Annotated in this window: 18 protein-coding genes and 1 pseudogene; 7 read left to right on the top strand and 12 right to left on the bottom strand. The window is 71.0% G+C overall.

The genetic code is table 11. The features are described 5' to 3' along the window. Nucleotides 1-67 precede the first annotated feature (67 nt). Nucleotides 68-2,273: pseudogene (gene glgX / locus ACFVYI_RS07125) on the bottom strand (glycogen debranching protein GlgX). 253 nt (nt 2,274-2,526) lie between these two features. Here glgX and ACFVYI_RS07130 point away from each other — a divergent pair. The 4 genes from ACFVYI_RS07130 to ACFVYI_RS07145 all read left to right on the top strand — a co-directional run bounded on the left by ACFVYI_RS07130 (nt 2,527) and on the right by ACFVYI_RS07145 (nt 7,354). Then, nucleotides 2,527-3,759, top strand: a complete 1,233-nt coding sequence (locus tag ACFVYI_RS07130) for an Ig-like domain-containing protein (protein WP_387882128.1) — start codon at nt 2,527-2,529, stop codon at nt 3,757-3,759. Nucleotides 3,760-4,012: 253 nt separating this feature from the next. Next, a complete protein-coding gene (locus ACFVYI_RS07135) occupies nt 4,013-5,239 on the top strand; it encodes an Ig-like domain-containing protein (protein WP_387882129.1) in 1,227 nt (408 codons plus the stop codon). A 189-nt stretch (nt 5,240-5,428) separates the two neighbouring features. Further along, on the top strand, nt 5,429-6,679 hold the full coding sequence (locus ACFVYI_RS07140; protein ID WP_387882130.1) for an Ig-like domain-containing protein: 1,251 nt from the start codon (nt 5,429-5,431) through the stop codon (nt 6,677-6,679). Nucleotides 6,680-6,877: 198 nt separating this feature from the next. Beyond that, a complete protein-coding gene (locus tag ACFVYI_RS07145) occupies nt 6,878-7,354 on the top strand; it encodes an ATP-binding protein (RefSeq protein WP_387882131.1) in 477 nt (158 codons plus the stop codon). A 404-nt stretch (nt 7,355-7,758) separates the two neighbouring features. Here ACFVYI_RS07145 and ACFVYI_RS07150 read toward each other — a convergent pair whose 3' ends face one another. From ACFVYI_RS07150 to ACFVYI_RS07175, 6 genes are all read right to left on the bottom strand, one after another. Continuing rightward, complete coding sequence (locus ACFVYI_RS07150) at nt 7,759-8,199, bottom strand: hypothetical protein (protein ID WP_387882132.1); 441 nt, start codon at nt 8,197-8,199, stop codon at nt 7,759-7,761. Further along, nucleotides 8,199-8,609 (bottom strand): helix-turn-helix domain-containing protein, encoded by a 411-nt coding sequence (locus tag ACFVYI_RS07155; protein ID WP_387882133.1) that lies wholly within the window; start codon nt 8,607-8,609, stop codon nt 8,199-8,201. The genes ACFVYI_RS07150 and ACFVYI_RS07155 overlap by 1 nt, the downstream gene beginning before the upstream one ends. A gap of 62 nt (nt 8,610-8,671) precedes the next feature. After that, the gene (locus ACFVYI_RS07160) at nt 8,672-9,031 is read right to left on the bottom strand and encodes a type II toxin-antitoxin system RelE/ParE family toxin (RefSeq protein ID WP_387882134.1); all 360 of its coding nucleotides are present in this window, start codon (nt 9,029-9,031) and stop codon (nt 8,672-8,674) included. A 66-nt stretch (nt 9,032-9,097) separates the two neighbouring features. Continuing rightward, nucleotides 9,098-9,958 (bottom strand): hypothetical protein, encoded by an 861-nt coding sequence (locus ACFVYI_RS07165; RefSeq protein ID WP_387882135.1) that lies wholly within the window; start codon nt 9,956-9,958, stop codon nt 9,098-9,100. A gap of 232 nt (nt 9,959-10,190) precedes the next feature. Beyond that, nucleotides 10,191-10,391 carry a DUF397 domain-containing protein gene (locus tag ACFVYI_RS07170; RefSeq protein ID WP_387882136.1) on the bottom strand — a complete coding sequence of 67 codons (201 nt, stop codon included), beginning with the start codon at nt 10,389-10,391 and terminating at the stop codon, nt 10,191-10,193. Beyond that, nucleotides 10,388-11,200, bottom strand: coding sequence for a Scr1 family TA system antitoxin-like transcriptional regulator (locus tag ACFVYI_RS07175; RefSeq protein ID WP_387882137.1), 813 nt, complete (start codon nt 11,198-11,200; stop codon nt 10,388-10,390). Before ACFVYI_RS07175 ends, ACFVYI_RS07170 begins: the two co-directional genes overlap by 4 nt. A 162-nt stretch (nt 11,201-11,362) precedes the next feature. On the opposite strand from ACFVYI_RS07175, the gene ACFVYI_RS07180 reads away from it, so the two are divergent. Then, nucleotides 11,363-11,773, top strand: a complete 411-nt coding sequence (locus ACFVYI_RS07180; RefSeq protein ID WP_387882138.1) for an ATP-binding protein — start codon at nt 11,363-11,365, stop codon at nt 11,771-11,773. 33 nt (nt 11,774-11,806) lie between these two features. On the opposite strand, the gene ACFVYI_RS07185 is transcribed toward ACFVYI_RS07180, so the two are convergent. The 3 genes from ACFVYI_RS07185 to rplL all read right to left on the bottom strand — a co-directional run bounded on the left by ACFVYI_RS07185 (nt 11,807) and on the right by rplL (nt 13,901). After that, a complete protein-coding gene (locus ACFVYI_RS07185; RefSeq protein WP_387882139.1) occupies nt 11,807-12,265 on the bottom strand; it encodes a type II toxin-antitoxin system VapC family toxin in 459 nt (152 codons plus the stop codon). Next, nucleotides 12,255-12,524, bottom strand: a complete 270-nt coding sequence (locus tag ACFVYI_RS07190; RefSeq protein WP_387882140.1) for a type II toxin-antitoxin system Phd/YefM family antitoxin — start codon at nt 12,522-12,524, stop codon at nt 12,255-12,257. Before ACFVYI_RS07190 ends, ACFVYI_RS07185 begins: the two co-directional genes overlap by 11 nt. A gap of 252 nt (nt 12,525-12,776) precedes the next feature. Continuing rightward, the gene (rplL, locus tag ACFVYI_RS07195; protein ID WP_387882141.1) at nt 12,777-13,901 is read right to left on the bottom strand and encodes a 50S ribosomal protein L7/L12; all 1,125 of its coding nucleotides are present in this window, start codon (nt 13,899-13,901) and stop codon (nt 12,777-12,779) included. Between the two features lie 340 nt (nt 13,902-14,241). Here rplL and ACFVYI_RS07200 point away from each other — a divergent pair, with 340 nt between their 5' ends. Then, complete coding sequence (locus ACFVYI_RS07200) at nt 14,242-14,475, top strand: hypothetical protein (RefSeq protein ID WP_387882142.1); 234 nt, start codon at nt 14,242-14,244, stop codon at nt 14,473-14,475. 46 nt (nt 14,476-14,521) lie between these two features. Here the strand turns inward: ACFVYI_RS07200 and ACFVYI_RS07205 are convergent, their stop codons facing one another. After that, nucleotides 14,522-15,256 (bottom strand): TetR/AcrR family transcriptional regulator, encoded by a 735-nt coding sequence (locus ACFVYI_RS07205; protein ID WP_387882143.1) that lies wholly within the window; start codon nt 15,254-15,256, stop codon nt 14,522-14,524. 138 nt (nt 15,257-15,394) lie between these two features. Here ACFVYI_RS07205 and ACFVYI_RS07210 point away from each other — a divergent pair, with 138 nt between their 5' ends. Next, on the top strand, nt 15,395-16,894 hold the full coding sequence (locus ACFVYI_RS07210; RefSeq protein WP_387882144.1) for an MFS transporter: 1,500 nt from the start codon (nt 15,395-15,397) through the stop codon (nt 16,892-16,894). Nucleotides 16,895-16,977: 83 nt separating this feature from the next. Here ACFVYI_RS07210 and ACFVYI_RS07215 read toward each other — a convergent pair whose 3' ends face one another. Then, complete coding sequence (locus ACFVYI_RS07215; protein WP_387882145.1) at nt 16,978-18,270, bottom strand: helix-turn-helix domain-containing protein; 1,293 nt, start codon at nt 18,268-18,270, stop codon at nt 16,978-16,980. Nucleotides 18,271-18,340 lie beyond the last annotated feature (70 nt).

An 18,340-nucleotide genomic window follows, 5' to 3' on the forward strand; every position in this document is an offset into this window, starting at 1 on the left:
TCATCCGGTTTTTCGCACCTGTCGACGAGAACCGGCCACCCGTGCGCGGGGTCGGTGGGGTGCGGGGTCAGCGAGGGGCGGGTGCGCGCAGCAGGCGCAGCGAGCGGCCGCCCAGCAGGGCGGTGTCCGGCGAGGGGTGCGGAGCGGTCGGCTCGGCGGCGGTGTCCAGCACCGTCTCGTACGCCGCGTCCGGTGCGGCCCAGGGTTCGCCGGGCAGGGTGAAGGCCACCGGATCGGGGCCGGCGTTGAGCAGCAGCAGGAAGCTGTCGTCGCGCAGCGGGCTCCCGTACTGGTCGCGTTCGGACATCGCGGCGCCGGAGAGCAGCATGCCGAGGCAGGCCGTCGGGGCGAACCAGTCGGCCTCGGTCATCTCCTTGCCGCGCGGAGTGAACCAGGCCAGGTCGGGCTGGGCGCCGGGTGCGGCGGCCCGGCCGGAGAAGAACGCCCGCTGCCGCAGCACCGGGTGGTCGCGGCGCAGCCGGACGAGGCGCGCGGTGAGGTCGCGCAGCCCGGACCAGCCCGGATCGTCCAGCAGCGACCAGTCCAGCCAACTGATCTCGTTGTCCTGGCAGTAGGCGTTGTTGTTGCCGAGCTGGGTGCGGCCGAACTCGTCCCCGGCGGTGATCATCGGGACGCCGGTGGAGAGCAGCAGCGTGGCCATCAGGTTGCGCAGTTGGCGCAGGCGCAGGGCGTTGACCGCCGGATCGGTGGTCTCCCCCTCGGCGCCGTGGTTCCAGGACCGGTTGTCGTCGGTGCCGTCCCGGTTGGACTCGCCGTTGGCCTCGTTGTGCTTGCGGTTGTAGGAGACCAGGTCGCGCAGGGTGAAGCCGTCGTGCGCGGTGACGAAGTTGACCGAGGCGTAGGGGCGCCGGCCGCCGCGCTGGTAGAGGTCGGAGGAGCCGGAGAGCCGGTAGCCGAGTTCGCGGACGTCCGGGCGCGCGCCGCGCCAGAAGTCCCGCACGGTGTCGCGGTACTTGTCGTTCCACTCGGCCCACAGCGGGGGGAAGCCGCCGACCTGGTAGCCGCCCGCGCCGACGTCCCAGGGTTCGGCGATCAGCTTGACCCGGCTCAGGACCGGGTCCTGCGAGACGGCGGCGAGGAAGGGGTGGTCCATCTCGACGCCGTCGCTGCCGCGGGCGAGCGCGGCGGCGAGGTCGAAGCGGAAGCCGTCCACGCCCATCTCCGTCACCCAGTACCGCAGCGAGTCGGTGATCAGCCGGATCACCTGCGGGCGGCGGGTGTCCAGGGTGTTGCCGCAGCCGGTGTAGTCGGCGTAGCCGCGCGGGCGGTTCAGCGGGAGGCGGTAGTACCCGGCGTTGTCGATGCCCCGCAGTGACAGGGTGGGGCCCAACTCGGCGGCCTCGGCGGTGTGGTTGTAGACCACGTCGAGGACGACCTCGATCCCGGCGGCGTGCAGCGCGCGCACCATCCGCTTGAACTCGCCGACCTGGCCGCCGCGTCCGCCCGAGGCGGAGTAGCCGGCGTGCGGGGCGAAGTAGCCGACGGTGTTGTACCCCCAGTAGTTGCCCAGGCCGCGGGCCTGGAGGTGGTCCTCGCCGGCGTGCTGGTGCACCGGCAGCAGCTCGACGGCGGTGACGCCGAGCCCGGTGAGGTGGGCGATCGCGGCGGGGTGGGCGAGGCCAGCGTAGGTGCCGCGCAGCTGCGGCGGCACCTCGGGGTGGCGCATGGTGAAGCCGCGGACGTGCAGCTCGTACAGCACGGTCTCGGCCCAGGGGGTCTTGGGGCGGTGGTCGTCGTACCAGTCGTCGGCGTCGTGGACGACGACGGACCGGGGGCCGTAGCGGGCCGAGTCGCGGGTGTCCCGGACGGTGTCGGCGACAACGGCCTCGGGGCCGGTTGCGGACGGCGGAGCAGACGGAATCGTGGGAGGTGTAACAGCCGTCGACGGCCCGGGCGTACGGGTCGAGCAGCAGTTTGGCCGGGTTCCACCGGGCGCCGGTCCACGGGTCCCAGCGGCCGTGGACGCGGAAGCCGTACCGGGTGCCGGGGCGGACGCCGGGCAGGAAGCCGTGCCAGGTCTGGAAGTTCTGCTCGGTCAGCCGGTGTCTGCTCTCCAGGCCGCCCTCGTCGAAGAGGCAGAGGTCGACGGCCTCGGCGCCGGCCGCCCAGAGCGCGAAGTTGGTGCCCTGGCGGCCCTGGGCGTCGGTGCGGAAGCGGGCGCCCAGCGGCTGCCAGCTGCCGGGCCACGGTGGCTCGGTGCCGGCACCGCCGCGCTGCCGCACTCCGGCTTCCAGCTCCTGCCCTGACGCCATGGCCGTACCCTCCCTGGGCGGGGTGTCCCGGACCCCGTTCACCTTCTCTTTCCCTGATCCTGCTGATCGGAAGCCGCTGAACGGTGGCTTACCGGCGGATGGCGGCCGGGGGACGGGCTCCGCGGGCGCGCGCGGGGGGCGCCGACCGGCCGCGGTGGGCCGCCGGGGTGGGATTCACCCGGGCGTCCGCGTGTCCTGCCGGGATTGCCCTCGTTGTCCGGGGTATCGGACGGAAACGGCGGGAGGCCCCGGAATGCGGCCCCGAGTACGGTTTTGGGCACGGCGTGCGGCGGCGCTGGGCTGGTGCCTGGCCGTGCTGACGGGTTGCACCGGCGGTGGCGGCACCGGGCCGGCCACGGCCGGCGACGCGGTCGCCCCGGGGCAGGCACAGCCGCCCCCCTCACGGGCGGCGATCACCGCGCTGCCCGCCGACGGCGCCCAGGACGTCCCGCCGGACGGCCCGGTCCGGGTCGCGGTGGCCCAGGGCCGGCTGCTCTCCGTCCGGCTGGCCGACGCCAAGGGCGCCGAGGTGGCCGGGACGGTCTCCGAGGACGGTGCGGCCTGGACGCCGAACGGTCCGCTGCCGCTCGGCACCGCGTACACCCTGGACTCGGTGGCCGAGGACGACCAGGGCCAGCGGGCGAACCAGCACACGGCGTTCTCGACGGTGGCCCGGGCGCACACCTTCGTGGCCTTCTTCACCCCGGAGGACGGCTCCACGGTCGGCGTCGGCATGCCGGTCTCGCTGCGCTTCAGCCGGCCGATCACCGACCGGGCGGCGGTCGAGAAGGCGGTGCTGGTGACGGCCGACCCGCCCGTCGAGGTGGCCGCGCACTGGTTCGGCAACCAGCGGCTGGACGTCCGGCCGAAGACGTACTGGGCGGCGGGCACCAAGGTCGCGGTGGCGCTGCGGCTCAAGGACGTGCAGGGCGCGCCGGGCGAGTTCGGCACCCAGTCCAAGGACGTCCGGTTCACGATCGGCCGGGCCCAGGTCTCCACGGTGGACCTGGACGCCCACACCCTCACCGTCCGGGCCGGTCAGGGCGGCAAGGTGGTGCGCACGCTCAAGGTGTCCGGCGGGGACCCGAAGCACAGCACCTACCGGGGCGTGCTGGTGGTCTCCGAGAAGTACCGGGCGACCAGGATGAACTCGCAGACCGTCGGGATGGGCGACGAGTACGACATCAAGGACGTCCCGCACGCGATGCGGCTGACCACCTCGGGCACCTTCATCCACGGCAACTACTGGGCCGACCCGGCGGTGTTCGGCACGGCCAACACCAGTCACGGCTGCATCGGCCTGGCCGACGCCAAGGGCGGGGCGGGCAAGGAGACACCGGCGGGCTGGCTGTTCGAGCACACCATCCCCGGGGACGTGATCGAGGTGAAGGCGTCCACGGGGGACTACGTCCCGCCGAGCAACGGGCTCAACGGCTGGAACCTGCCCTGGGCCCAGTGGGTCGACGGCGGCGCGGCCGAGCGCTGACCCGTCGGCATCCGGCCGCGATCTCCCGCCGATCTTCACCACTGTTCCACCTGTGATCCACCGCACTCCTCCCGGGATTCACTCATTCGGCCCAGCTATCCTGCTTGCCGCGCCGCATCTCGGTGCGAAAGATCGCCGGTCCGGTGCAACCCGTCCGGGCAGACGCGCGTCCATGTGGATGGACACCGGGAGGGGAGAAACCGTGAAGCCGGTTAGGGCGGCCGATGCCGCGATACGTACCACCAGCCGTCGGATGCGCCGCAGTGCGGTGGCGCTCGCGATGGGCGGGGTACTGCTGCTCACTGCGGCATGTGGGGACGACAAGGGCAGCGACGGCGGGAACGGGGGCGGCGGCGGTGACGCGGCCGCGACGGCGGGTGCCAACGGCAGCGGCACCCCCGCGCCCGGCCAGAGTTCGGCGGCGCCGAAGGTCTCGGCCGCGGTGCTGAGCGTCGAGCCGAAGGACGGTGCGCAGGACGTCTCGCCGACCAACGCGCTCAACGTCTCGGTCGCGGGCGGCAAGCTGACCACGGTCGAGGTGACCGACAAGGAGGGCAAGCCGGTCGCCGGGGCGATCACGCCGGACGGCACCGGCTGGAAGCCCAGCGCGGCGCTCGCCGTGGGCATGGTCTACAAGGTGAGCGCGCAGGCCAAGGACGCCGAGGGCCTGGTGGCCGCGTCCACCACCTCGTTCACCACGCTGACGCCCGAGAAGAAGATCTCCACCAACGACAACATCACCGACAACGCCACCTACGGCGTCGGCATGATCGTCTCGGTGGTCTTCAACAAGGACGTGAAGAACAAGGAAGCCGTCGTCAAGGGGATCACCTTCGAGACCAGCGACGGCGCCACCGAGGTGAAGGGCCACTGGTTCGGCACCCGGCGGCTGGACTTCCGCCCGGCCGAGTACTGGAAGCCGGGCACCAAGGTCACCATCAAGTACCGGCTGAAGAACGTCGAGGTCGCCCCCGGCGTCTACGGCGACGTGGACAAGGACGAGCCGTTCGTCATCGGACGCTCCCAGGTCTCCACGGCCGACTCCGCGACCCACCAGATGACGGTGGTCCGGGACGGCCAGCCGCACACCGTGCCGGTGACCCTCGGCGACGAGAAGAACCCGTCCTGGAACGGCGCGATGGTGATCTCCAGCAAGGAGAAGGTCACCCGGATGAACTCGCAGACCGTCGGTCTCGGCGGCGAGTACGACATCCCGGACGTGCCGCACGCCATGCGCCTGACCAACTCCGGCACCTTCGTGCACGGCAACTACTGGGCGAACCCGTTCGGCAAGAGCAACGCCAGCCACGGCTGCATCTCGATGCAGGACACCAAGGACGGCAGCGACGCCTCGGTCGCGGGCAAGTTCTTCAACGACTCGATGATCGGCGACGTGGTCAAGGTCGTGAACTCCAAGGAGAAGACGGTCGCGCCCGACAACGGGCTCAGCGGCTGGAACATCGACTGGACCAACTGGTAGGCCCTACCCCGCGGTAGCCCCCGTACTCCCGGCTCGACCACGACCGGCCCGATCCCTCACTCGTTGGGGTCGGGCCGGTCGTCGTTCCCGGGCAAATACCGCTCGAATGGCGCAACCTTTCCGGTGATTGCCGCGTGTATCTGTCGAGTCCCGTCGTGATCGAGCGGGATCAACGGGAGGGGAGTCGACATGAGGTCGATACGTACGGTGGTGGCCGCCGGTCTGATCGGCGGCGCGCTGGTGCTGACCAGCGCGTGTGGCGGGGGCACGGGCGGCGGGAGCGCGGCCAAGGCCGAGCTGGGCGGCGCGGCCGCGGGGGCCGCGTCGACCGCCTCGGCGCCGGCCTCCGGGGCGGCGCCCGCCACCACCCCGGCCGCCGCGACGCCCAAGGCGTCGGCGGCCGTGCTGGACATCCAGCCGAAGAACGGCGCGGTGGACGTGGCCCCGAGCGGCGCGCTGAAGGTCGCGGTGGCGGGCGGCAAGCTCACCACGGTCAAGGTGAGCGACCGGAGCGGCAAGGAGGTCCCCGGGACGATCGCCGCGGACGGCGGCAGCTGGGCGCCGTCGGCCGGCCTCGCGGTCGGCACCGCCTACCAGGTGAGCGCGATGGCGGCGGACGCCGACGGGGTGGTCGCCTCGGCGGACAGCGGCTTCACCACGCTGACGCCCGAGCGCGAGGCGAAGGCGAGCGACAACGTCGAGGACGGCGCCACCTACGGGGTCGGCATGATCGTCTCGGTCGACTTCGACAAGGACGTGAAGAACAAGGAGGCCGTCGCCAAGGGCATCACCTTCGAGTCCGACAACGGCACCGTGGTGAAGGGCCACTGGTTCGGCGACCGCCGGCTGGACTTCCGCCCCGAGGCGTACTGGAAGCCGGGCACCAAGGTCACCGTCCACTACCGGCTGAAGAACGTGGAGATCGCCCCCGGTGTCTACGGCGGCGTGGACCGGGACGAGCCCTTCACGATCGGGCGATCGCAGGTCTCGTCGGTTGACGCCAAGACCCACCTGATGACGGTGGTCAACGACGGCAAGAGCTCCGTCATCGAGATCACCTCCGGCTCGCCGGAGCACCCGACCTGGAACGGCACCATGGTCGTGATGTCCAAGGAGGGCGTGGTGCGGATGCAGTCCAGCAGCATGCCAGGGATGACCGGGGCGCCGTACGACCTGCAGGTGCCGCACTCGATGCGGCTGACCACGTCCGGCACGTACGTGCACGGCAACTACTGGAGCAACGCCTTCGGTGAGGACAACGTCAGCCACGGCTGCGTCGGCCTGAAGGACGTCAAGGGCGGTGGCGGCGGCACCTCGGCGGGCACCTTCTACGACGGCTCGCTGATCGGCGACATCGTGACCGTGCAGAATTCCTCGCGCGGCAAGGTGGCTCCGGACAACGGCCTCAGCGGCTGGAACCTGGACTGGAACGCCTGGTAGGAGCCTGTTTGCGGCAACCCGGGCTTGACGCGGACCCGGCCCGGGTTGCACGCGGCATATGCCGAACGGGTAGTGATCGTTTGCTCATTGTCCGTACGCGGCCGCTTGCGTTCCGCAATGATGGACCGCATGGCGGGTTGGGGCGAAACAGATCAGTCATCACTTCCTGGGTCCAGCTTGGTCGCTGACGCATCGTGGATGTGCTTCCAGGACGCGCTGGCGGCCTTGGAGCGGCTCAGCTCCGAGGAGCTGGAGCGGATGTACTACGGCAGGCTGTGCGACCAGTCGACGCCGGGCGAGATGCGGTTGCCGTCGCGACCGGAGTCCGGGCCGGTGGCCCGTCGGCTGGTGCTCTCGGTGCTGGAGTCCTGGGAGTTGCACCAGCAGTTGGAGGTCGGCGAGCTGCTCACCAGCGAGCTGGTGGCCAATGCGCTGCGGCACGCGGCCGGGCGGACCATCGGTCTCCAGGTCTCGCGCAAACCCGGCTGGCTGCGGGTCGAGGTGCGGGACTCCTCGCGGGCGCTGCCCTGCCTGATCCTGGCCGAGCCGCTGCCGATCAACGAGTACGGGCGCGGGCTCAAGGTCGTCGACGATCTCGCCGACCGCTGGGGCGCCGATCTGATGCCGCGCGGCAAGGGCGTCTGGTTCGAGCTGAAGGTGCGCGAGCGGCACTGAGGCGGGGTCCTGCGCGCCTCTGCGGCCGTCGGGTCGTACGCGCAGCGCGGCCGGCCCGGAAAACACGCAGGGCCCCCGATCCACCGTGGTCCGGTGCGTGGGGGCCCCTGCAAGTCATCGCGCCGGCCAAGGGGGTGCGTGCCGCACGATGGGCGACGGCCGTGCCAGGTCGGGCCAGCCGTAGTCTCGGGTGCCCGCGGCGAGTCGTCGACGTCCGCCGTCGGACATCTCGACTATCGCACGGATCTCAGCATGTGGGCAAACCGGGTGGCTTTGATTTCAAGGTTTGTAACCTAGTTCACCTTTGGATTTTGCATAGGTTAACGCCGCTGCCTGAGATTATTCATGCACGAGCGGTGTGGGCCCTGTGATGGCGGCCCGGGCGACGGCCCCTCGGGCGGTTGTCAGACGCTCTGGCCCGGGCCGCGCAGCGAGAGCATCGGGGTGTCGACGCCGAGCTTGGCGGCGCTGCCCTGGAGGGCCTCCCGCAGGAACGGGTAGAGCACCGTCACGCCGATCCGGTCGACGAACTGCTGCTGCAACTCGGCCGGCAGCTCGAACGGCGTGCCGAGCACGAACGCGGCCGCCGCGTCCACCACGAAGTCCGCCTGGACGCTCCCCAGTTCGAGCCGGCAGCGCACCTCCAGGGTGGTCCCGTCGTCGCCCTGGCGGAGCCACACCGCGAGCGTCGTCCGGGTGTCGGCCTCGGTGCGCGGCTCCTGCTGGTCGAAGAGCCGACGGCCGGACACCTCCAGGAAGGTGACGTCCTCCAGCTCGGTGGCGGCGGTGAGCTCGTCGAGGGTGCTGAACCGCCGGACCGCCCGGCGGGCTGCCGTGCCGGCCATCAGACGGTCACCGACCGCTGGGCGTCGTCGCCCCAGGCCGTCGGGCGCGCCTGCGGCGCCCGCTCGCGGACGGCCACCCGGACCTGCACCTTCACCGGTGCGGGCGTCCAGGCGGGGGTCAGGGCGGCGGCCGTGTGGTCGACCATGCTGAGCAGCCGGGCGTCGACCGCGCGGGCGTAGCGCTGGAGGGTCGAGTAGCGGGCATCGCCGCCCGCCCGCTCGAACTCGGAGATCGTCGACTGCGACGTCCCCATCAGCTCCGCCACGTCGCGCTGGGTCAGGCCGCGCTTCTTGCGGGCCACGACCAGCGTCTCCACGAGTTCGGCGTAGGCCTGGGCGTCGTCCAGGCTCGCGGCGACGCGGGGATCGTCCGGGTCGAGGTCGAGCAGATCGTGCAGTGTGGTTGCCATGGCCGCCTCCCCTCAGAGTGCTCCAACATTATCGCCCGAAACCGATACCGAGAACCGGGAACTCACCCGTCCGTCGTTCGGTTCCGCCACTCCTTGAGCCGCCGCTCGGCGGCGCCGCGCTCGTTCGGCGGGGTCTTCTGGGACTTCTTCTGGAAGAAGGACAGGGCGAGCAGGACCAGCCCCTCGGACTCCTCCGCGTAGAGCAGGCGGAAGGTGCGGTGATCGCCGGTGAGGCGCACCTCCAGGAGGTCGTTGCCGAGGTCCTTGACGTCGCCCGGCAGGGTCTGCCGCTGCTTGACCCGGTTCATCAGGACGAACAGCCTGGCCCGCTCGTGGGTGGCGAGCCGGGCCTTCTGCAGGTCCTTGACCAGGGGCGTCGAACCGTCCACGCCCTCGTAGAAGGACCACTCCCGTGTGTTCAACGCCGCCCACCCCCGCTCCGATCGTGCGCTGATCGGCAGTCTAGGCGGGTGGAGGTGAGGGGGGAATCAATGCTGCTGCAGCGCAGAGCGGTTGGGGCGGGTTGCCGTGCGGACCGCCCCGCGCACCCGGGTGGCGTGCCGGTGCACCGCCTGGGGGGAGAGCCGGGCGGCCGGCGGGGCGGCCGTGGTGGCGCCCGTGCGGCAGGCCCGGCAGAGGCCGCCGAGGAGTGCCTGCGGGCGGCTCGGGGTGCGGCAGTCGGTGCACTCCAGGACGCGGGTGGTGGCGGGGGCCGGCGGACCGGCGGGGCGTTCCGGGGGCATCTTGTCGACCAGGCGGCGGCGGGTCAGGGCCGCCGGACTGTGGACGGCGGGCGGGAGGCCCGCGGTGAGGGTGGCCGTGAAAAGCTCCGGGGTGATCCCGCGCGCCAGCCACCGGGCGGCGAGCGGTTCGAGCGCGGCGCAGTCGGTGGCGGAGAGCGCGAGGCGGGGATCGGCGAAGCCGAGGCCCGCCAGGGCGTCGTACGCGGGGGAGCGGGGCGGCTTGGGGTCGGGACGCTCTTCCGGGGGAGCAGGGCGGACATCCGTTGACTCGCCGGTGGTCAGGAACCGGGACCACCAGGCGTCGTCCCGGGGCGTGCGGGAGAAGTACGTCCGGAACACCCACTGGGTGCGGTCGCCGTCGACGCGCTCGCGGATCCGGCGCAGATGGCCGGCGACGGAGAGGCTGTTGAGGGCGGTGCGGACGGCCTGCTGGCCGTAGTGGGGCTGCTCGCGGGCGAGGGTCTTGGTGTCCATCGCGGCACCGTCGGGCAGCCGGTCGATCAGACTGGCGAGGTACGCCTCGCGAGCGGGCAGGTGTGCGAAGTCCTCGGCGCGGCGGGGCCCTTGGCCCGGCGCGGACTGCTTTCCGTAGCCAGGAGAGGCCATGGGGGGCGTGGAAACGCTAAAGTCGTGGGTAGCCACAGGATCGACTGCTTTCGATCGTGCTGGTCAAACCCCCGTTGGTGTTGGTGCACCGGCGGGGGTTGATTCGTTTGTGCGCACGCTACACGGCGGATGCGGATGGTGGCGAGCTGGTGACGATTAGTCATACATGCTGGGTGTGGCGGTACTTGGGAGGGTGGGTGGGAGGTGGTTGCCCACCCATTCCTCTAGGGGGTCACTCGGACGCCGAGACCTGAGCTTCGGCCGCGAAGGCGACGAAGTCGGCCCAGGCGGAGGGGGAGAAGGCGAGCTGCGGGCCGGCCTTGTCCTTGGAGTCGCGGACGTGGATCGCGAGGTGAGAGGCGGCTACCTCGATGCAGGCCCCGCCCTGATCGTTGCTGTAGCTGGACTTGAACCATGCGAGTTGGGCGCTCATAGCTCTCCCGCCATTCTTCGAATGAACGCAACAGACTCATCGGCTCCGAGGGCCTGCATGCGGATCATTCCATAGCGCTGGGTGAGCGTGCTGATCTTGTTCGCGTCGCTGTAAAGAGCGCCCGTGTCCTGTGCTTCTACGTAGGCGAGTTGGTCGTGGTCGGGTCCTTCCAGTAGAACCAGTGGGCCGCTGAGTCCTGCGTATGCGGCCCGATCGATCGGCAGGACCTGGATGGAGACGTTGCGCAGACCGTCGACTTCCAAGATGTGATGAAGCTGCCTCCGCATGAGACCGGCGTCGCCCACGATGGCGCGGAGGGCTGCTTCGTAGATGACGAAGCTGAACAGAACGGTCGGAGAGTTCTTCAGCTTCTCTTGGCGCTGGATCCGTGCTGCGACACGCGCCTCGACTGTTTCGTCGTCCAGTGGTGGGCAACTGTGGCTGATCAGCTCCCTTGCGTAGGCCTCCGTTTGAAGGAGTCCTGGGATGAGCAGTCCCTCGTACCAGTGGATCGCGATGGCCTCGCGCTCTGCCTGTGTGTATCCCTGCGAATAGGACGGGAACTTCTCCGGCTTGAGGAAGTCCTGGGCGCCGAGCAGCATGCCCCGTGCGTTGCACAGCTCGTCTGCGGTCGCCAGCAGCTTGAGCGACGGCTTCCGCCTCCCCGCCTCCATCGATCGCACGCTCTCGATGTCGTAGTTCGCCGCCTGGCTCAACTGCTCCCGAGTCACGCCCGCTTGCTCGCGCCAGCGCTTGATCTGGTCTCCGCAGTACTTCCAAGCCATCGGCGGCTGTGCGGGCGCGCTCATCACCGGACCCCCATCCTCATGCGGTCGACCAGCGGGTCATTCCGTCACTGAACCGCCGTCGTCACTCCCGAGGCTAAGCCGGGACGCCGATTCTCGGAACGTGAAATGGCCGATCTCCGCTCCTGTGGGTGACGCCAAGGCTCCCCCATGCCAAGGACACTGATGATCACTCAGCCCGTTGACATCGAGTGGATGTTCCCCCGCCACCCCCGCAGCGTCGGCCGCGCCCGTCAGCAACTCCTGCGGCAGGCCTACGCCTGGCGCGTTCCCGACGACACCGTCGAGACCGCCCTGCTCCTCCTCAGCGAGCTGGTCACCAACGCCTGCCGCCACGCCCGTGCCCCGCGCGACCGCCTCATCGGCGTCCGGTTCGCCGTCACCGGCTGCGGTCTGCTCCGGGTCGAGGTCGCCGACGCCAACCCGGACCTCCCCGAACCCCGCCGGGCCGGCCCCGAGGACGAGAGCGGCCGCGGCCTGGAACTGGTCGCGGCCCTGGCCACCGCCTGGGGTGCCCACCCCCGTGGCCCGGGCCGCATCGGCAAGATCGTCTGGTTCGAACTCAAGCCGGAGTAGCCCGCGTCCCGGCAGGCTGCGGCGGCTTCATTGCTAGCGATCGTGGAGCACCTGGGGCCTGGTAACCGGCACGACGGTCAGAAGTTTGTCGAGGCCCTTGAAGTCGTCGGGATTCGTGGTGAACAGCGGAAGGTCTTCGGCGATGGCGATGGCTGCGATCATCAGGTCGGCTACCCGCCGCCGAGGCTTGCGGCCGCTGCTGATCACGGCAGCACAGACGCGCCCGTAAATGCGTGCCGCCTCCACGTCGAAGGGGATGGGGTCGAACTCGTTCTCCGCGCGTTGGAGCACATCGAGTCGCCGCGCCCGCTCGGCGTGCTCGTCGTAGTCGTCCTGCTCCTCGTTCCGCCGGACCTCGTGCGGCCCTGAGGAGAGCTCGGCCAGCGTGATCGCCGTGATGGCCATCTCGGCCGGCAGCTGGTCCGGGTCCACCCATTTGCGCAGGATCATGATGTTGGTGTCGAGGATCCCCTGCTGGAAGTCACCGGCCATAGGGGTCATCCGTCTGCTGGTCGGCCAGGGCGTCCTGGTCGGTACGGAAGGCATCGAGGGAGATGTCCGGGGCGCTTCGCGACATGGCCGCGAACTCGCTGCGGGGGACGAACCGCCGCCGTCTGCGCAGCGGGATCAGCTCGCCGATCCGGTGTCCGTCGCGGGTGACGGTGAAGGAGTGGCCCGCCTGAACGGCGTCCATGATCTCCTTCGACCTGCTTCGCAGATCTCGTTGAGTGATCTCCGGCTGCACTGTCATGAATCCAGCGTAGTCGCGGTGCGCCACCCTGTGCCACCGTGTGGCACAGGGCGCGAAGTCATCCGGTCCGCGCCCTGGAACTGGTCGCGGCCCTGGCCACCTCCTGGGGCGCCCACCCCCGTGGCCCGGGCCGCATCGGCAAGATCGTCTGGTTCGAACTCAAGCCGGAGCAGCCCACGTCCCGGCAGGCCGTGGAGGCTTCCTCGCTGGAATTCACCGGGCCCGTTCGCGTTCGGCCTGGAGGCCCGCTGGTCAGGAAGCTCGTGATGCCTTGCGTACTTCGACTGTGGCGCCGGCTTGTTGGAGGCGGGCCTTGGCCGTGCCCGCGGCTTCCCGGGTGACGTTGTGGAGCACCGGTTGCGGCGCGCTCTCGACGAGGTCCTTGGCTTCCTTCAGGCCGAGCGATGTGAACTCGCGGACGATCTTGATGACTGCGATCTTGGCTTTCCCCGGCGCTCGGAGGATGACGTCGAACTCGTCCGGGCCGGCAACGACACCGGAACCACCGCCCCGCGAGTCCCGCCGGACCACGGCCTCGGCGCGGACCGCCATCCCCGTCGCACGGTCGGGGGCGTGTTCGAGCCGCCTTAGTGCGTGGGCGAGTTCGCCTGCGGAGGAGTACCGCTGGTCCGGGTCCTTTCGCAGCAGCGTCAGTACGAGCTCGTCCCACGCGCGCGGGATTCCGGCGGAGACCGAGCTGGGGGCCGGCGGCTGCTCGATGAGGTGGGCGGTGAGGTAGCCCATGGTGTCGGCCGCCTGGAAGGGCAGTCGGCCGGTGATCAGCTCGAAGAGGAGGCAGCCGAGCGCGTACAGGTCACTGCGCGTCTCGGGGTAGCCGCGCGCCTGTTCGGGGGCCATGTACGGGGGCGTGCCCACGACGAAACCCGTCTGGGTGAGGCGATCTGCCGTTGCGTACGGGTCGGCCGCCCGCGCGATACCGAAGTCAAGGACCTTCACGGTGCCGGAGACGGTGACCAAGACGTTGGAGGGCTTGATGTCCCGGTGCAGGACTCTGGAATTGTGCGCGTCAGCCAGCGCGTCACATATCTGTGCACCCCATCGGGCTGCCTCGGCCAGAGCGACGGGGCCGCGGCGCAGTACCGAGTCCAGCGCCTCGCCCCGGAGCAACTCCATGACCAGGAACGGCGCTCTGCTGCCGTTGACGCCGGTCTCACCAAGGTCATAGACGGTCACGATGTTGGGGTGCTGGAGCGCAGCGGTGATCCGTGCCTCCCGCAGGAACCTGGCACGAGCCTCGTCGCCCCTGCTTCCGTCCCCGGTCAGCAGGACGATCAACTTGAGTGCGACGAGCCGCTCCAGCATCTCGTCGCGCGCTTCCCACACCTGCCCCATGCCGCCCTGGCCGAGCTGCCGCATCAGCCGGTACCGACCTCCGAGAAGCTGATCTCGCACTGCCGAGCCTCCCCGCCCAGAACAACCTTGGAACACGACCACGCGGATCAAGACTAGCTCCGGCGTGCCACCCCCGACCGGCGAATGCCGTCTACGTCGACGACGCCCCGGCCCGCGTCAAGCTCCAGGCCTTCGACGTCTGAACCCGTGCCTGCGCGGGAAGTCGGCCCGTCCGACTTCCCGCGCAGCGCCTCGGATGAGTACGTGTACTCATGACGCGTCGGCCCCCGCCGTCCACAATGGACCGCTGACGTTGATCACCGCCGGCAGGTGCGTGGCCCGGACCGTGGGGGAGCGGGTCGACGTGAGCGTCCTGGGGGCGACCCTCGATGATCGGGGTTCGGGTGCGCGGGGGCGGCGAGCGGCCGTGCCGACCTGGCGGGCGGCCTCGCCGTACGGCGCCACCTGGTACTTCGTGCAGCGGGAGGGTGCCGTGGCGCTGCTCGCCACGGACGGCCCGCTGGTCGCGGAGGGCGATCTGAAGACCATCGCCGCCTCGCTCGCCGTGCGGAGCCCGCGCTTCCTGCTGGGCGGCTGAACCCGGGGGAGCGCGGGCCGGCCCGGAGCGGCCCGACGGCCCCCGATCAGGCGCCCGGTCGGGCCCCCGGCAGGCGCAGGGCCAGGCCGTCCAGGACGACCTCCAGGCCGTAGTGGAACTTGGAGTCGCGCAGCTCCGCCGGGTCGAGGCCCTGGACGGCGTCGTACGCGGTGGCGAGGTGTTCGGTGCCGGCGACGGCCTGCTGGGCGGCGGGCAGTAGGCGGGCGATGAACTCGGCCTCGCTCACGCCGGAGCGGGCGATGGTGGTCAGCCAGGCCGCCTCCGTCGTACTCATGCCGATCACGTACGAGAGCACGGTCTCGATCGCGCGCGCCGGTTCGGGGAGGCCGGCGGTGGTGAACAGGGCGGCCATCCGCTCCGAGTAGGCCATCAGATTGGGGCCCAGGTAGGCGAGGCCGGCCTGGCCGAGCACGGTGGCCAGCCAGCGGTGCCGCAGTGTCGTCGCACGGAAGGATTCGGCGGCGGCGGTGACGGCCACCCGCCAGTCGGGGCTGTCGGCGGGCGGCACGGTCATCTCGCCGAAGGCCTCGTCCACCGCGAGCTCCATCAGCTCGTCCTTGGTGGCCACGTGCCGGTAGAGGGAGGTCGCACCGGCATTCAGGCGGGCGCCGAGCTTGCGCATGCTGAGCGCCTCGACGCCGTCGGCGTCCAGCATCGCGACCGCCTCGCGGACGATCGCCGTCCGGCTGAGCGCCGGCTGCTCGACCTCGCGCTGCTGTCGCGCCCATACGGACGGGATCGGGTTCGCCTTGGCGGCCATGAGGTCCTCCTCTTCGCATTCTCCTGCGTACGCCGTGCGCATCCAGCGTACAGGTGTACAGGGTTGCGCACACTGTTCCATGCTGCGTACAGTGTGCGCAGCGAACGAACAGCGTGCGCATCTCGGAGGGGACAACCCATGGAAACCCGCAACCCACGTCGTTGGTGGATCCTCGTCGTGCTCTGCCTCAGCACGCTGGTCCTGGTCATCGACAGCATGGCGCTCACCGTCGCCGTCCCGTCCATGACGGAGGACATCGGCGCCAGCACCCAGGACATCCAGTGGATCCTGGACTCCTACGTCCTGGTCTTCGCCGGACTCCTGCTCACCTCGGGCAGCCTCGGCGACCGGTTCGGGCGCCGCAAGGTGATGATCATCGGTCTGTTGCTGTTCGGCGCCGCCTCATTGGCCGCGACCTACTGCACCAACCCCGGTGAGGTCATCGCGGCCCGCATCACGATGGGTGTCGGCGGTGCGCTGATCATGCCGTCCACCCTCTCGATCCTGATCACCGTCTTCGAGGAGGACGAGCGCGGCAAGGCGATGGCGGCCTGGGGCTCGGTGTCGATGCTCGGCCTGGTCGGCAGTCCGGTGCTCGGCGGCGTCCTGATCGACCACTTCTCCTGGCACTCGATCTTCTTCCTCAACGTCCCGGTCGTCGTCCTCGCCGTCATCGCCGGCCTGACCCTCATGCCGGAGTCGAAGGGCCCCTGGCAGAAGGCCGACCCGCTGGGCGCGGTGCTGTCCGCCGCCGGCATGACCGCCCTGATCTGGTGGATCATCGAGATCCCGCAGCACGGCGCCTTCGGCGGTCGCTCCCTCGTCACCCTGATCGTCGCCGTCCTCGCCCTCGGCGGGTTCGTGGTCTGGGAGAACGTCACCTCCGCGCCGATGGTCCCGCTCGTCCTGTTCAAGCACCGCAACTTCAGCGGCGGCTCGCTCTCGCTGACCCTCGTCCAGATCGGCAACGGCGGTCTGCTGCTCGTCCTCACCCAGTACCTGCAGTTCGTCCTCGGCTACTCCCCGATCAAGGCGGGCCTCGCCTTCCTGCCGCTGGCCGTCGCCGCGCTGATCGGCAACGGCGCCGGCGCCGGGCTCGTCGCGAAGATCGGCAACCGCCCCCTCGTCCTCGTCGGCATGCTGATCATGGCCAGCGCCTTCGGCCTGCTGACCACCGTCTCCGCCGACAGCGGCTTCACCGTCCCGGCCGTCGCCCTCGGCCTGCTCGGCCTCGGCGCCGGCCTGGCGATGCCGGCCGCCGTCGGCGCCCTGATGGGCACCATCCCCACCGACAAGGCGGGCGTCGGGTCCGCCCTGAACGACACCATCCAGCAGGCCGGCACCGCGCTCGGCATCGCCATCCTCGGCTCCCTGCTCTCCAGCCGGTTCGCCCACGAGATGCCCGCCGGCAGCTCCGAGCAGGCCAAGCGCTCGATCGGCGACGCCCTGGCCGCCTCCAACGGGGACGCCACCCTGGTCCACGCCGCCCGGGAGGCCTTCACCTCCTCGATGTCGACCACCTTCACCATCAGCGCGGTCGGCGTCCTCGCCGCGGCCGTCGTCGCCACCCTGGTCATGCGGGACAAGAAGGCCGACCCGGCCGAGGCCCCGGCGGACCAGGCCGAGCTGGCCGCCTGACTCCCGCTCGACGACGACGAACGCCGACGCCCCCGATCGGGGGCGTCGGCGTTCGTCGTCTCACGCGGGGGCCGGGGGCGGGGTCAGCCGAAGGACGGGTCGGGTGCCCAGCCCGCGCGCTCGTCCTTGTAGAAGTAGCCCGGCGCGCCCTTCATGCCCACGGTCCGGAAGGGCCTGCCGTGGTCGTTGACGGGCAGGACGCCCTGGCGGTCGCCGCTGCTCCACACCAGCTCCAGCGTCCAGCCGACGTCCTGTGCGGCGGTGCCGGCGTCGATGTTCAGCACCTGGGGGTCGGTCGCCGAGACGGTGTAGGGGAAGTTCGAGGTGGTCCGGGCCTTGACCTCGCCCTCCTGGGCCGGCACCGGCACCGGCCGGGGGCCCGCCGCGTCGAGGTCGACCGAGAAGGCCGCCGGGGTGATGCTGCCACCGCAGCCGGATCCCATCATGTAGGCGTTCCACTTCGGGGCCGGGCGGGTGCTGACCACCTGCACGTAGAGGGCGTGCAGGACGACCGGCGTGGCGCTCTCGCCCTGCGCGGTCAGCTGCAGTCGCAGATGCCCGGCGGGGACGGCCTCCTGGGCGGCGGCCCAGCTGTCCGTCCGCTTGCTGGTGGGGGGCGCGGGCACCGAGCGCGGGGGCTTGGCGCTCAGGAACCACTGGTCGCAGGGGCTGCCCCAGTTGTCCGTCAGGACGTTGACGTGGAACGGCGCCGGGTCGTCGGAGGCCCCCGAGGTGGGGGTGGGGGTGGGCGCCGCGGTCGGCGCCGGGGTGGTGGGGGCGGCCGGGGTGGTCGGGGGAGCGGCGGCGGGAGTGGTGGCGGAGGCCGGCGCGGCCGGACCGGACGGGGGCTGCTGGGCCGTGCGCGGGGTGTCGCCGTGGCCCCCGGTCGGGACGAGCAGCGGGATCGCGGCGGCGACGACGGCCACGGCCAGTGCGCTCAGCAGGATCCGGGGGTACGGGAGCCTGCGGCGTCGGGGCTCGTCGGCGGGGCGGTTCACGGCGTTCAGCACGTCGACGGGGTCCGACGTCTCCGGCGTGCCCGCCGGGGGCGTTGCGTCAGTCGGAGGTGTCGGGGCCGGCTGCGGTGCGGCCGCCGGTTCGGCCGGGGGCGTCGCCCGGCCCGGCTCCCGGCGCCGGGCCGCGTCCGCCAGGATCCAGTGGCGGTGCAGCGCGACGAGTTCGTCGGCGCTCGCCCCGCAGATCCGGGCGAGCCGCTCCACCGGCGCGTACTCGTTGGGGACGGCGGCGCCGTTGCAGTAGCGGTGCAGCGTGGACGTACTGACGTGCAGCCGGGCGGCGAGCGTGCCGTAACTACGGCCCGAACGGTCCTTCAGCTCACGCAGCATCGCCGCGAATTCGTCGGTCTCCACGCTCATCCGGCGCCCCCTCGTTCCGGTCCGGCGTTCCAGGCGGCACCGAATCCGCAGATCACGGTACCCGTCGCCG

The sequence above is a fragment of the Kitasatospora sp. NPDC058218 genome (assembly GCF_042882445.1).
Lineage (GTDB): Bacteria > Actinomycetota > Actinomycetes > Streptomycetales > Streptomycetaceae > Kitasatospora.

What these genes read in the sequence shown, in the direction of transcription:
- ACFVYI_RS07130 (WP_387882128.1), top strand. Translation starts at nt 2,527, where the DNA reads ATGCGGCCCCGAGTACGGTTTTGGGCACGGCGTGCGGCGGCGCTGGGC.
- ACFVYI_RS07135 (WP_387882129.1), top strand. Translation starts at nt 4,013, where the DNA reads ATGCGCCGCAGTGCGGTGGCGCTCGCGATGGGCGGGGTACTGCTGCTC.
- ACFVYI_RS07140 (WP_387882130.1), top strand. Translation starts at nt 5,429, where the DNA reads ATGAGGTCGATACGTACGGTGGTGGCCGCCGGTCTGATCGGCGGCGCG.
- ACFVYI_RS07145 (WP_387882131.1), top strand. Translation starts at nt 6,878, where the DNA reads ATGTGCTTCCAGGACGCGCTGGCGGCCTTGGAGCGGCTCAGCTCCGAG.
- ACFVYI_RS07150 (WP_387882132.1), bottom strand. Translation starts at nt 8,199, where the DNA reads ATGGCCGGCACGGCAGCCCGCCGGGCGGTCCGGCGGTTCAGCACCCTC.
- ACFVYI_RS07155 (WP_387882133.1), bottom strand. Translation starts at nt 8,609, where the DNA reads ATGGCAACCACACTGCACGATCTGCTCGACCTCGACCCGGACGATCCC.
- ACFVYI_RS07165 (WP_387882135.1), bottom strand. Translation starts at nt 9,958, where the DNA reads ATGGCCTCTCCTGGCTACGGAAAGCAGTCCGCGCCGGGCCAAGGGCCC.
- ACFVYI_RS07170 (WP_387882136.1), bottom strand. Translation starts at nt 10,391, where the DNA reads ATGAGCGCCCAACTCGCATGGTTCAAGTCCAGCTACAGCAACGATCAG.
- ACFVYI_RS07175 (WP_387882137.1), bottom strand. Translation starts at nt 11,200, where the DNA reads ATGAGCGCGCCCGCACAGCCGCCGATGGCTTGGAAGTACTGCGGAGAC.
- ACFVYI_RS07180 (WP_387882138.1), top strand. Translation starts at nt 11,363, where the DNA reads ATGATCACTCAGCCCGTTGACATCGAGTGGATGTTCCCCCGCCACCCC.
- ACFVYI_RS07185 (WP_387882139.1), bottom strand. Translation starts at nt 12,265, where the DNA reads ATGGCCGGTGACTTCCAGCAGGGGATCCTCGACACCAACATCATGATC.
- ACFVYI_RS07190 (WP_387882140.1), bottom strand. Translation starts at nt 12,524, where the DNA reads ATGACAGTGCAGCCGGAGATCACTCAACGAGATCTGCGAAGCAGGTCG.
- rplL (WP_387882141.1), bottom strand. Translation starts at nt 13,901, where the DNA reads ATGCGGCAGCTCGGCCAGGGCGGCATGGGGCAGGTGTGGGAAGCGCGC.
- ACFVYI_RS07205 (WP_387882143.1), bottom strand. Translation starts at nt 15,256, where the DNA reads ATGGCCGCCAAGGCGAACCCGATCCCGTCCGTATGGGCGCGACAGCAG.
- ACFVYI_RS07210 (WP_387882144.1), top strand. Translation starts at nt 15,395, where the DNA reads ATGGAAACCCGCAACCCACGTCGTTGGTGGATCCTCGTCGTGCTCTGC.
- ACFVYI_RS07215 (WP_387882145.1), bottom strand. Translation starts at nt 18,270, where the DNA reads ATGAGCGTGGAGACCGACGAATTCGCGGCGATGCTGCGTGAGCTGAAG.